This is a genomic window from Streptomyces sp. NPDC013187 (genome assembly GCF_042899705.1).
Lineage (GTDB): Bacteria > Actinomycetota > Actinomycetes > Streptomycetales > Streptomycetaceae > Streptomyces > Streptomyces hawaiiensis_A.
The window spans coordinates 113,997-127,010 of the sequence record NZ_JBIBAF010000002.1; the positions used below are offsets into that span (position 1 = coordinate 113,997).

At 70.9% G+C, this 13,014-nt stretch carries 8 protein-coding genes; 1 reads left to right on the forward strand and 7 read right to left on the reverse strand.

Features of this window, described 5'->3' with window-relative positions; translation table 11 throughout:
* The 3 genes from ACFY5B_RS03700 to proB all read right to left on the reverse strand — a co-directional run bounded on the left by ACFY5B_RS03700 (position 1) and on the right by proB (position 3,059).
* A complete protein-coding gene (locus ACFY5B_RS03700) occupies positions 1 to 1,287 on the reverse strand; it encodes a glutamate-5-semialdehyde dehydrogenase (protein WP_389963975.1) in 1,287 nt (428 codons plus the stop codon).
* A gap of 72 nt (positions 1,288 to 1,359) precedes the next feature.
* Positions 1,360 to 1,827 (reverse strand): hypothetical protein, encoded by a 468-nt coding sequence (locus ACFY5B_RS03705; RefSeq protein ID WP_389963978.1) that lies wholly within the window; start codon positions 1,825 to 1,827, stop codon positions 1,360 to 1,362.
* A 125-nt stretch (positions 1,828 to 1,952) separates the two neighbouring features.
* Entirely contained in the window at positions 1,953 to 3,059 is a 1,107-nt protein-coding gene (gene proB / locus ACFY5B_RS03710; RefSeq protein ID WP_389965125.1) for a glutamate 5-kinase, read from the reverse strand.
* Between the two features lie 504 nt (positions 3,060 to 3,563).
* On the opposite strand from proB, the gene ACFY5B_RS03715 reads away from it, so the two are divergent.
* Entirely contained in the window at positions 3,564 to 5,537 is a 1,974-nt protein-coding gene (locus ACFY5B_RS03715) for a hypothetical protein (RefSeq protein ID WP_389965128.1), read from the forward strand.
* Positions 5,538 to 5,562: 25 nt separating this feature from the next.
* Here ACFY5B_RS03715 and ACFY5B_RS03720 read toward each other — a convergent pair whose 3' ends face one another.
* From ACFY5B_RS03720 to ACFY5B_RS03735, 4 genes are all read right to left on the reverse strand, one after another.
* Positions 5,563 to 6,771 (reverse strand): glycosyltransferase family 2 protein, encoded by a 1,209-nt coding sequence (locus tag ACFY5B_RS03720; protein WP_389963981.1) that lies wholly within the window; start codon positions 6,769 to 6,771, stop codon positions 5,563 to 5,565.
* 202 nt (positions 6,772 to 6,973) lie between these two features.
* Positions 6,974 to 9,088 carry a hypothetical protein gene (locus ACFY5B_RS03725; protein ID WP_389963984.1) on the reverse strand — a complete coding sequence of 705 codons (2,115 nt, stop codon included), beginning with the start codon at positions 9,086 to 9,088 and terminating at the stop codon, positions 6,974 to 6,976.
* 174 nt (positions 9,089 to 9,262) lie between these two features.
* Entirely contained in the window at positions 9,263 to 10,759 is a 1,497-nt protein-coding gene (locus tag ACFY5B_RS03730; RefSeq protein WP_189588927.1) for a bifunctional cytidylyltransferase/SDR family oxidoreductase, read from the reverse strand.
* 653 nt (positions 10,760 to 11,412) lie between these two features.
* Entirely contained in the window at positions 11,413 to 12,963 is a 1,551-nt protein-coding gene (locus ACFY5B_RS03735) for an alkaline phosphatase D family protein (RefSeq protein ID WP_389963988.1), read from the reverse strand.
* Positions 12,964 to 13,014: the final 51 nt, after the last annotated feature.

Genomic DNA, 13,014 nt, shown 5'->3' on the forward strand with positions numbered 1-13,014 from the left:
TCAGCGCCGTACGTGCCCGTCCCCGGTGACGATGTACTTCGTGCTGGTCAGCTCCGGCAGGCCCATGGGGCCTCGGGAGTGCAGCTTCTGGGTGGAGATGCCGATCTCGGCGCCGAAGCCGAACTGGCCGCCGTCGGTGAAGCGGGTGGAGGCGTTCACGGCGACGGTGGTGGAGTCGACCAGCTGGGTGAAGCGGCGGGCGGCCTGCTGGGAGGTCGTGACGATGGCCTCGGTGTGGCCGGAGGTCCACAGCCGGATGTGCTCGACGGCCTTGTCCAGGGAGTCCACGACGGCCGCGGCGATGTCGTACGACAGGTACTCGGTCTCCCAGTCCTCGGCCGTCGCCTCGACGACGGTGGCCTTGGAGTCCTTGGCGTGAGCCTGCACGCGCTCGTCGGCGTGCACGGTGACCCCGGCCTCCGCGAGGGCGTCCAGGGCGCGGGGCAGGAACTCCGCGGCGATGTCCTGGTGGACCAGGAGGGTCTCGGCGGCGTTGCAGACGCCGACCCGATGGGCCTTGGAGTTGATCAGGATCTCGACGGCCATGTCGAGGTCGGCCTGGGCGTCGACGTAGACGTGGCAGTTGCCGGTGCCGGTCTCGATGACCGGGACGACGGACTCCTGGACGACCGTGTTGATCAGGGAGGCGCCGCCGCGCGGGATGAGCACGTCGACCAGGCCGCGGGCGCGCATCAGCTCGCGCACGCTGTCACGGCTCTCGCCGGGGACGAGCTGGACGGCGTCGGCGGGCAGCCCGGCCCCGCCGACGGCGTCGCGCAGGACGCGCACGAGGGCGGTGTTGGACCGGTACGCCGAGGAGGAGCCGCGCAGCAGGACCGCGTTGCCGGACTTCAGGCAGAGGGCGGCGGCGTCGACGGTGACGTTCGGCCGGCCCTCGTAGATGATGCCGACGACACCGAGCGGCACGCGGACCTGGCGCAGATCGATGCCGTTGGGCAGCGTGGAGCCGCGCACGACCTCGCCGACCGGGTCGGGCAGCGCGGCCACGTCGCGCACGTCGGAGGCGATGGCGCGGATCCGCTCGGGGGTGAGCGTGAGCCGGTCGATCATGCCCTCGCTGATGCCGGCCTCGCGGGCCCTGGCGACGTCCTCGGCGTTGGCCTCGACGATCTCGCTCGCACGGACCTCCAGCGCGTCCGCGATGGCGAGCAGCGCGTCGTCCTTCTCGGCCCGGGGCAGTGGCGCGAGGGTCGCGGCTGCGGCCTTGGCGCGGTAGGCGGCCTCGGTGACCGGGGACATGGAGTCGTACGGAGAGAGCGTGGTCATGAGGGAAGGGTAGTGCGCCGGGCGGCTCGGTTCATCGTTCGTTCCACAGCGCGAGACACTTCGTGGAACGGGTCAAAACGGGTGGACGCCGACCGGGGACGCCGGCGGCGGACCGTACCCCTCGGCGATGCGCTGGTGGTAGGTCGCGCGGTCGATGACCTCCAGGCCGACGATCTCCCAGGGGGGCAGCCCGGCGGTCTGCCGGTGCTCGCCCCACAGGCGCAGGGCGACGGCTGCCGCGTCGTGCAGGTCGCGGGCCTCCTCCCAGTAGCGGATCTCCGCGTGGTCGACCGCGTACCGGCTGGTCAGGAAGAAGGGGTGGTCGTGGGCGAGCTGTTCCAGGGCGCGCCGGACCTCGGGGAGCGGGGCCTCCGTGCCGGAGACGCTGAGGGTGACGTGCCACAGGCGTGGGGTGTCCACGGGTTCCTCGCCCTCGAACCGGTCCCCGGCCGCCACGCTGGTCAGGGCGCGTTCCTCACCGGCCGCGCGGGAGCCGGCACCACCGCGGGACGCCTGAGTCCCAGGGCGCACTCGTCGCACGACGGCCTCCTTCTGCACGTGGCGCTGCTGCGGAACAGTTCCCCGAGACAAAGTTGAGCAGGCCGCAAGGGATCGCGTGGCGGTTTTGCGGAACGTCCACCACCGGGGGCGGACGTTTCGACACATTAGGGATGCAGGAGCACCAGGTCGTCCCTGTGTACGACCTCGCGTTCGTACGCGGGTCCGAGTTCGCGGGCCAGTTCCCGGGTGGAGCGGCCGATCAGCCGGGGGATCTCCTTGGCGTCGAAGTTGACGAGCCCCCGGGCCACCGCGTGCCCCGTGCCGTCCCGCAGCTCGACCGGGTCGCCGGCGCTGAAGTCACCCTCGACGGCGGCGATACCGGCCGGCAGCAGCGACTTGCGGCGGTCCACTACGGCCTGCACGGCACCGTCGTCCAGGGTCAGCGCGCCCTGCGGGGTGGAGGCGTGCTGGAGCCACAGCAGCCGGTCGGCGGAGCGCTTGCCGGTGGGGTGGAAGAAGGTGCCGGTGTCCTGGCCGGTCAGGGCGTCGGCGGCGTGGATGGCGCTGGTGAGGACGACGGGGACGCCGGCGGCGGCCGCGATCCGGGCGGCCTCGACCTTGGTGACCATGCCGCCGGTGCCGACGCCGGCCTTGCCCGCGCTGCCGATCTCGACGTCCGCGAGGTCGGAGGGGTCGCGCACCTCGCCGATGCGGGAGGTGCCGGGCTTGGCGGGGTCCCCGTCGTAGACGCCGTCCACGTCGGACAGCAGGACCAGCAGGTCGGCGTGGACGAGGTGGGCGACCAGGGCGGCGAGGCGGTCGTTGTCGCCGAAGCGGATCTCGTCCGTGGCGACGGTGTCGTTCTCGTTGACGATCGGGAAGGCGCCCATCGCGAGCAGCTTGTCGAGGGTGCGCGAGGCGTTGCGGTGGTGCGAGCGGCGGCTCATGTCGTCGGAGGTCAGCAGGACCTGCCCGACGCGGACGCCGTAGCGGGCGAAGGAGGCGGTGTAGCGGGCGACCAGCAGGCCCTGGCCGACGCTGGCGGCGGCCTGCTGCCGGGCGAGGTCCTTGGGGCGGCGGCGCAGTCCGAGCGGGGCGAGGCCGGCGGCGATGGCACCCGACGAGACCAGGACGATCTCGCGCTCCCCGCCGCTGCGGACCTTGGCGAGGACGTCGACCAGCGCGTCCACGCGGTCCGCGTCCAGGCCGCCCGAGGCGGTGGTCAGCGAGGAGGACCCGACTTTGACGACGATCCTGCGGGCTTCGCCCACGGCCTGCCTTGCCCCTGCCACGTCGCCGTCCGTCCCCTCGCGTCGATTCGCTCCCTCACCAGGAAATCTACGGGACGGCCGGACCCGGCGCGGCGCCGGTCCACGCTACGGACGGCGCCGTCCGCCTCACGGGAGCGCAGCCGCCCGTCTCTTCCGTCGGCGCGGTCCCACCCATGACTGGAAGCCGCCCCGCCGTCTCCCTCGACAACCTGAAAGGGAGCGGGTCATCCATCCCTCGGCGCGGCCCCGCCCATGGCCGGAAACCGACCTTCCGCCTCTTCCGGGCCCACCCCACGACAGGAACAGGATCTTCCGCTACCGTCCGACGACACGCCTTACGGCCCCCGGCTCCCACACCCCGGCGACACGCGCGTGTCGTCGGGAGGCCGCCGCGCGTTAACCCGGACGGCCGACCTGCGCCGACCCGACGCTCCTGGAGTGACCGCAGTGCCCGTACCTCTCCCCCGTCAGCAGGCCCTCCTCAAGGGGCTGGTCACCGTCGTCATGGCCGCCGCGTTCGCCGCACAGGCGGTCGCGGCGCTGCTGCCCGACGTCCCGCTGCTGATCGCCGCGACGACCGTCTCCCTGGCCACCGAAGGCGTCCTGTACAAGTGGCAACGCGGGGTGCTGTCGCTGTTCGCCAAGGCGCACGCGGACACCATCGTGCGCCAGGTCGTCCGGGACCTGCTGCTGGTCGTGGCCCTGCTGCGGCTGGGCGAGCAGGACCGGGAGACGGTGTACGCGCCGCTGGTGGCCGGGCTGCTCGTCTGCTACGCCCTGCACTGCGCGATCCAGGCGGTCTCCGTGCTGGTGCGGCGCACCCGCACCCTGCCGGTGGTGACCCGGAACATCGACGCCTCGGCGCTGCGGCTGTCCCCGGCCCCGTCCGTGCTGCTGCGCCGCCCCGGCCAGCGGCTGCTGGTGTTCGGCCTGCCGGCGACGGCCGGGCTGCTGGCCGGCACGCCGGGCGACCGTCCGGTGTACGCGGCGGCGGGCATCGCGCTCTCCCTCGTCCTCGGACTGACCGGCCTCGGCGCGCTGCTCCTCCGGCTGCTCCCGGGCCGCCGTCCGGCGGACGAGCAGGAGGTGCTCGAGTGGTTCGACGCATGGCTGGCCGCGTACCGGCCGACCGCCGGCCTGTACTTCTCCGGCGGCGCCGCCTCGGCCTACCAGGCGAACATGTGGCTGGAGCCGCTCGCCGGTCTCGAGGGCAGGCCGGTCATCATCCTGCGCGAGCGGTTCATGGTGCAGAAGATCGCGGCGACGGACATCCCGATCGTCTGCCTGCCGAAGGTGTCGACGCTGATGCGCCTGGAACACTCCACGCTCCAGGTCCTCATCCACCCGTCGAACTCCGGCAAGACCTCCCAGGTGCTGCGCATCCCCACCATCCGGCACACCTTCGTCAACCACGGCGAGAGCGACAAGCTGTCCTCGTGCAACCCGTACGCGAAGGCGTACGACGAGGTGTGGGTGGCCGGGCCCGCCGCGCGTGAGCGGTACGCACTGGCCGAGGTGGGGGTCGAGGACAAGGACGTGGTGGAGACGGGCCGCCCGCAGCTGGACGGCGTGCTGCCCTACGCCGGACCGCCGACCGGGCCCTGGACGACCGTGCTGTACGCGCCGACCTGGGAGGGCTGGGACGGCAACCCCGGCAACACGTCGGTGATCGCGGCCGGGGAGAATCTGGTGCGGGCGCTGCTCGCGGACCCGGGGGTGCGGCTGCTGTACAAGCCGCATCCGCTGACGGGTTCGGTGGACCCGCGCGCGGGTGCGGCCGATCTGCGGATCCGGGAGCTGATCCGGGCGGCCAACCGGGAGCGGGAGACGCGCCCTTCCGACGGCGCGGAACTCGCCCGCCGCACCGCCGAGCTGGACCGGCTCACGACGTCGGTCTTCCGCTCCGGGGCCGACACCGTGGAGCGGATGCTGGTGCAGTCGGCGCCGGAGCCGGGCCGCGCGGAGGCGGTGGCACGGGCGACGGCCGCGTGGGAGGAGGCGTACTGGGCCTCGCTGCCGGCGGGTGAGCACCAGATCGTCACGGACGCCCGGCCCGCGCTGTACTCCTGCTTCAACGTGGCCGACCTGCTGATCAGCGATGTGTCGAGCGTGATCAGCGACTTCCTGGCGAGCGAGAAGCCGTACGCGGTGGCCAACACCAGCGGGCTGTCCGAGGAGGCCTTCCGTACGGCGTTCCCGACCGTGGTGGCGGCGACGGTGCTGACGCCGGACGCCGCCGGGGTGCCGGACCTGCTGGAGACGGTCCGCCACCCGGAGCGCGACGAACTGGCCGAGGCGCGTGCCGAGTTGAAACTGCGTCTGCTGGGCCCGGCGGAGCCGACGTCGCAGGAGCGCTTCAACGAGGCCGTCCGTGCGCTGAGCGCGGAGGCCCGGGACCACCGGGCACGGGTGACGGAGCGGCTGGCCGCGGTGCCCGGACAGCGCACCGGAGCCGAGGTCCCGACCGCACAGCGCTGAGCGGCGCCGCACACCCCCGTGCCGGTCACGCCGCGTGCCGTACCTCCCGGGACGTCAGCACCCGGCGGGCCTTGCGTACCGCCCGGCGCATGAACGTGTCGACGCCGCCCTCGCGGTACCCCGGGAAGGCGCGGGCCTCCCGGGGCTCGGCGAGGTAGACCGAGTCGGGGACTCCGGCCGCACGGTCCCGGAAGTGCGGGTAGGCCAGGTACACCCGGCGGCCCTTCCTCTCCAGGAGGGCCGCCGCCTGCTTCTTGTTCTTGACGAACTTCACGACGTCCAGGAGCAGTTCGGGCCGCTGCTCGGCGACCAGGTGCAGCCGCAGCCGCTCGTGGACCTTGAGGCGCTGGGCGACGCCCTCGGTCCAGTAGGTGTCCATCAGCGGCTTGGCGAGCTCGAACTTGTGCCGGCGTATCTCCTCGCTGTCCGTCAGGTACTTGGGCCCGAACTGCGGCAGCAGCGTGACGAGGAAGGGCCGGACCATCAGCTGGTCACGCCGGCCGCCCGCGGGGACGAGCTCGGCGATGAGCTCCATCAGGGCCCGCGCGGAGTCGAAGCGCAGCGTGTAACTGCCGCTCTTGGTCACGTGCTTGCCGTCGTCGCGGCCCACCAGGTAGTAGCAGGTGTGGTCGGCGACCACGGAGACGCCGTCCGCCCGCAGGTACGCCTCCATGGTGAACAGCGCGTCCTCGCCGGTGAACAGCGACTCGTCGAAGCGCATGCCGTGCCGGTCGAGCAGTTCGCGGCGGAACAGCTTCTGCGCGCTGAGCGTGAACTTGATGTTGGAGGAGAAGACGTCCGTCCGCTCCACCGTCCTGCCCCACATGGACTTCGGCGCCGAGCGGTTGACGCCCTCGACCTTGCCGAGCACCACGTCCGTGCCCGCCCGGTCGGCCATGCCGACCATCCGCTCCAGCGCCTCGGGACCCAGCCGGTCGTCGGCGTCGAGGAAGAACACGTAACGCCCGGTGGCCTTCCCCAGGCCCACGTTGCGCGGCCCGCTGGGGCCGCCGGAGTTCTCCTGCCGGATCACCAGCACGTGCATGGGAGCACGCTCGGCGAACTCCTCCAGGTACTCCCCTGTGCCGTCCGTCGAACCGTCGTCCACCGCGATGACCTCGACGCGTGTCGGATCGATGGTCTGCGCCTCGACGGACGAGAGGCACTCGATCAGATACGGCATCGCTTCGTACGCCCCGATGATCACACTCACATCAGGCTGCGTCACGGTCACGTTTCCCCCTAGTCAATGGGATATTCCCCCCGTATCGCCTCATTCGCTACTTGATAGACGGGTGATCGAGGCAAGCGGTTGCCTCGCACACGGGTGTTAGTGGGACACGTCACACAGTGAGCCGACAGGCCGCGGGAACGAGAAAGAGTTCGGCCCCGAGGAGTTCTCCTCGGGGCCGAACTCTTCAGTCGGCGGCGGCCGTTCAGGCCGTACCGACACCGTCCGTGTCACCGGCGGCGGGCACGCGCTGCCCGGGCACGGCGTTCGCCAGCTCGGCCTCGCTCTCCGCGAGGGCGGCAGCGTCCCGTGACTGCTGGCCGAGGTTGCGCGTCTCGGCCTTGAGGGCGAGGTTCGCGACGGCGGTGTTGAACTGCTCCAGCGAGGTCGGCTCGTCCGGGCCCAGCAGGTACTGCTTGAGCTCCTTGCGGTCCTCGGCCAGCGGGTCGGCGTCCGGGGCGCGGACCGCGCCGAGCAGCTCGCCCAGCTCGTCCGCGCTGTTGGACAGGATCACCGCGGCACGCACCGCCGTGTTGTTCCGCTTGAACTCCTCGACGCCCACCCCGGCGGAGTCGGTGACCGCGTACGGCTTGCCGCTCGCGATGAAGTCGGAGACCACGCTGGAGATGTCGGAGACCATCGCGTCGGAGACGTTGAAGCAGTCGTACAGCCGCGGCTCGGCACCGGTGATGACCCGGTGCTCCCAGGACGGGAAGGACCGCCAGTAGGCGTCGTTCCACTCGGCGCGCAGCCGGGCGACCTCCTCGTGCCGGGCGACGTCCACCAGCCCGTCACGGGTGGCCACGGCCTCGTCGCCACGGTCGCCGCCGGAGCCGGACAGCTGCGCGAGCCGGGCCTGGATCCGGTCCAGCTCGGCCTTGGCCTGCGCCTGGGCGGCGGTGTCGGGGATGAACCGGCTGTCGATGGCGCGCTCGGCGGCGGCCTTCTGCACCAGGGCGGTGATCCGCCGGTGCGCGGCGCCGGCCTCCTTGCTGACGTTGCCGGTGAAGGGGTGCGGCTTGTACAGGACGCGGACCGGCGGGTCGGCCTGCACCAGCTGCCGCACGATGTTCTCGCCCGCCAGCACGACCGAGGTGTTGCCGGGGTTGCCGTCCCAGCCCTCCCAGGTGGGGGCGTACAGGACCGTGGGGATGCGCCCCTCGGGCACGCCCTGCCAGGTCTGGATCGGGGCGAGCTGCGGGCGGCCGACCTCGACGATGTCGTCGTCGCGGACACCGACGTCGGCGATGGCGTAGCGGTCGCGGCCCGCGCGGCCGGCCGTCCACACCTCGTCGTAGACCTTGCTGTACGGGTTGACGCTGGCGAGCTTGTCGCTGTCGCCGTGGCCGATGAAGACGTGCTTGATGGTGGGCACGCGCAGCATGTGGATGTTCTTGCCGACGTTGGCCGCGTAGAGCGCGACGCGCACCGTGGACAGGTCCATGTTCATCAGGTGCACCCCTCCGGGCACGCAGATGACGGGGACCGTGGTGGGCGCCATGTTGTTCAGGATGGCCCGCTCACGCAGGATGATCAGCGGCTTGGACTCCAGCTTCTCCATGGTGTCGAGCCACATGTTGACCTGGTAGGCGGAGTCCTTCGAACCGGAGAAGTACAGGACCGTCTCCGGCTTGTACTCGCCCAGCCAGTCGTCGACCGCGGCCAGGACCTGTTCGGCCCTCGGCGGGATCCTCCGGCCGCGCACGAACGGCACGAGCGCCAGGACGTACAGGGTGGCCAGGGCCACCGTGATGCCGATGCCGATGAAGCCGATCAGGGCCGACTTCACCTGGGCGGCGAGCAGGACGCCGACGACGGCGGCGAGGTCCAGGTGGAGCATCTTCTCGGCGGAGCGGTGCAGCAGCTTGCGCGGCGGGGCGTCCGGGATGCGGATGCGGGAGGCCAGGTCGACGTTGCGGGTGGCGACCGGCATGCGGCGGCGGTTGCGGATCAGCTGGACCAGCGCGCCGTGCGGGGCCTGCAGGCCGTAGAAGGCGATGAAGCAGGCGATCGCCCCGTAGTAGATCAGGTTGTCCGCGAGGGACAGCCGGGCCAGCAGCAGGACGAGCAGCAGCTGCCGGATCAGGAAGCGGATCGACAGGCCGGCCCGGACCTTGCCGAGGCGGTTGATCAGGTAACTGCCCTTGCGGTGCAGATAGTGGTCCGCCAGGTACGTCACGGCGGCCGCTGCCGCGAAGGCGGGAACGCTCGGGACGAGCGCGGCCAGCATGAGGGCGGGGAAGCCCGCCACCATGAGGACCGCCGCGGCCAGCTCGGCCGCGCTGCCCACCCGGGCGACGCGAATAGCGGTGGATATCACGGAGAAACCTGCTCTTGGGAGGGGTGTGCCGGTCTTGGTTCGAGAATGCGGCTGGTCTGTGAATATTCGCGGGACTGTATGGATTCAGGCCCCTGCGAAACCTCCTGTACAGGGAAACCCGTTAACAGGAGGGCGCAGAGGCCTGAATTACCGAAGTCTATTTGGCGCCAATTATTACACGCCGTCCTGCCGGTCCAGCACCGTGGCCAGGGCCTGCTCGAAGCCGGAGGCCCGGGCCGCGCCGGCCGTCGGGTCCTGCTGGCGGACGTCGATGACGTGGCCGGTGAGCTCGGAGAGCAGCACGTCGAGGGAGGTGCGGGCCACGGCCTCGGAGGACAGCAGGGACCCCGAGGGCTCCTGGCCGAAGGCCTTGGTGCGCATGGGGGTGGCGGTGCGCTCGGGGTTGATGCAGTTGACGCGGACGCCGTCGCCGGCCCACTCGTCGGACAGCGCCTGGGTGAGGTTCACCATGGCCGCCTTGGTGGAGGAGTACAGGCTGTACTCGGCACGGCCGCGGGTGTAGCTGCTGGAGGTGTAGAGCAGCAACTGGCCCTTGGTCTCGGAGAGGTACTTGTACGACGACCGGGCGATCTGCACCGGGGCCAGGTAGTTGACCTTCAGCGCCTCCTCGATGGTGGCGTTGTCGGTCTCGGCGAGCTTGCCTATGCGCAGCACGCCGGCGGTGTTGACCACGTAGTCGATGCGGCCGGTCTCGGCGTACGCCTTGGACAGGGCGTCGTCGACCTCCTCCGGGTTCTCCACGTGGGTGCCGGTGGTGGAGCGGCCGAGGGCGTAGACCTTGGCGCCGTAGGACTCGGCGAGTTCGGCGATGTCCTTGCCGATGCCGTAGCTACCGCCGAAGACGACCATGGTCTTGCCGGTGAGGAGCTCGCGGTAGGCCTCCTCGGAGACCTGCTCGGGCGCGGCCGTGGAGGCCAGCTGGAACAGCTTGTCGGCGATGAAGACGTCGACGGGCTGCGTGACCTTCATGTTGTACTCGTCACCCGCGACGACGTGGATCGGCACGTCCGGCAGGTACTTGAGCACGACGGAGCAGTCGTCGGTGGCCTGGAAGTTGGGGTCGCCGGCGGCGACCTCGTAGGCCCGCTTGATCGTGGACAGCTTGAACGCCTGCGGCGTCTGGCCGCGGCGCAGCCGGGAGCGGTCCGGGATCTCGGTGATGAACTCGCCGTCCTCGCCGTGCGTGCGCGTGACGATGATGGTGTCCGCGGACGGGATGGCCACGTCGACGGCCTGGTAGCGCTCCAGCGCGACGACGCAGTCGTCGATGACGCGCTGTGAGAGCAGGGGGCGCACGGCGTCGTGGAAGAGGACGTTGGCGTCCTCGCCCTCGGCCAGGCCCTCGCCCAGCGCGGCGATGGCGCGCTCGGTGGTCTCGTTCCGCGTGGAGCCGCCCTCGATGACCTTCGAGACCTTCTTGAATCCGGCCTTCGCGACGATCTTCTCGATGTCGGGCACGTAACCCGGAGCCATCAGCACGATGATGTCGTCGATCGAGTCGGTGTTCTCGAAGGTGGTCAGCGTGTGCTCGATGACTGCCTTGCCGGCGATCTTCAGCAGCTGCTTGGGGATCGACAGACCCACGCGCTGGCCGGTGCCACCGGCCAGGATCACTGCGGTGGTACGGGGCTTGGCTATGTGCTGGGACACAGGTGACCTACCTTGGGGCGACAGGGAACTCGGAAATGGTCCCACTTGTGGTTACCGCGATGCAAGGTGAGCGCCCTCCACCGCATATGTGCGCGCCACCTCTCATTCACCTGACGGCACTGGTGATTGCGGACGGTTGCGCGCGCCCCGGGAAAATGCGCTGTGAGTAACTGCACAGCAGCTCGGCGACGGCGGAGCCGCACGGGACAGCGGTGACCGGGGGGCCTTCACGGGTTCCTCGGACGATGTCCAGTGCACGGTACGCGCTTTGGGGGCGCCCCGCGTACCGCGCCCGCCGCCCGCCGGGCCGGGTACGGGGGTTCCGGTGCGTGGATCCCCACTTCCCGGTGCACACGGCTGCACGTGTTCTTCATGCCGGCCGGCCGCGAATACGGCCCTCCCGGCAGCTCTTTGCCGCGGAATTCCCGGTTGCGATTCCGCAGCATTTCGGTCTCGGCGAGAGCAATACGCCGCAAACCCCGGTCGCACTTCTCACCCGGCCCGCCCGTCCCGTACGGCGAAGAGCCCGGGACTCCGAAGAGTCCCGGGCTCACGCGGCGCACGGACCGGGTCAGACGACCTTTCCCGGGCTCAAGCGGCTCACGGGCAGGGTCAGACGGCCTTTCCCGGGCTCAAGCGGCTCACGGGCATCGTCAGACGACCTCGACGCCCGGCCGGCCCGCCTCGACCCTCAGCCGGGCCAGCGTGCTCGGGACCGCCGTGGGCCGGCGCACCGTGTCGACCACCCTGACCTGGGCGTCGATGCCGTCGCGGCGGACGTCGAAGAGGTGGTAGCCGCGGTGCGCGTCGAGCAGCTTCCAGTGCGGGTTGTCCGGGCGCCGCGGGTCCCACTCCTTGCGGAAGGCCTCCTGGTCCTGGTCACCGTTGCTGGAGATGGAGGTGCCGACGAACTCGGCGCCGACGACCTCCGAGTCCGGGTCGGCGTAGTCCTCCTTGAGGTCGCTGATCATCGTCAGGTGCCGGTCCCCGGAGAGCACCACGGGGTTGCGGACCTGCCGGAACTCCTCCAGGAACGCGTTGCGTTCGGCCTGATAGCCGTCCCAGGCGTCGTAGAACCAGAGCTTGCCCTCGCCGACCTTGAGGTCCGTCTCCGCCATCATGATCTGGGAGGCGATGAGGTTCCAGCGGGCGGGCGAGTCCTGCAGCCCGTTCAGCAGCCACTGCTTCTGCCGCGCGCCGAGCATGGTCAGCGACGGGTCCTGGGCTCCGGCCTGGCTGGTGGCCTGGTCGCTGCGGTACTGGCGGGTGTCCAGGACGTTGAGCCGGGCCAGCCGGCCGAACTCCAGGCGGCGGTACATCCGGATGTGCGGTCCGTCCGGGACGGCGGTGGCACGGACCGGCATGTGCTCGTAGAACGCCTGGTACGCGGCGGTCAGCCGGGCCACGAACGCGTCGTGCGGCTGCTTGTCCGGGTCCTGCGGGATCTCGCCGGCGAAGTCGTTGTCCACCTCGTGGTCGTCGAAGGTCACCACGAAGGGCGCGTTGGCGTGCATCGCCGCGAGGTCCGGGTCGGTGCGGTACTGGGCGTACCGGTTGCGGTACTGCACCAGGCTGAACGGCTCGCCGGTGCCCTCGTGCCGCCGTACGCCCGTCGCCGAGGGCGTGGACTCGTAGATGTAGTCGCCGACGAACACGACGACGTCCGGGTCCTGCTCGAGCATGTCCGCGTATGGCGTGAAGTAGCCGTGCTGCCAGTTCTGGCAGGAGGCGAGGGCCATGCGCAGGGAGCCACCGGAGCTGTGGGGGTGGGGTGCGGTGCGGGTGCGGCCGACGGGCGAGAGCTGTCCACTGGTGCGGAAGCGGTACCAATATGTACGCCCCGCGCGCAGCCCGCGTACGTCCACGTGAACGCTGTGCCCGTACTCGGGCCGGGCCTGTGCGGTGCCCCGTCGAACGGTTTTACTGAACCGGGGGTCCTCCGCGAGCTGCCACTCCACCGGCACCACCCGATCGGGCATGCCGCCGCCGTTCAGCGGGTCCGGGGCGAGTCTGGTCCACAGCACGATGCCGTCCGGCAGCGGGTCGCCCGAGGAGACGCCGAGGCTGAACACACCGTCCGGCAGCGGCGTCTCCGCCGCGCGGGCGGCGGCCGGGAGCCACAGCTGGGCGGAGGCCGCGGCACCGAGCACGGCGGCACCCGCGGTCAGAAAGCGGCGTCGGTCGGGGGATACTGCTCCGGTCATCGGCTGACTCCCTTACCTCGCTGGCCACATGGACACGGGGAAGCTTCACGC

Excerpts from the sequence above, each read along its gene's own strand:
- ACFY5B_RS03700 (WP_389963975.1), bottom strand. The coding sequence starts at position 1,287 with ATGACCACGCTCTCTCCGTACGACTCCATGTCCCCGGTCACCGAGGCC.
- ACFY5B_RS03715 (WP_389965128.1), top strand. The coding sequence starts at position 3,564 with ATGGCCGCCGCGTTCGCCGCACAGGCGGTCGCGGCGCTGCTGCCCGAC.
- ACFY5B_RS03735 (WP_389963988.1), bottom strand. The coding sequence starts at position 12,963 with ATGACCGGAGCAGTATCCCCCGACCGACGCCGCTTTCTGACCGCGGGT.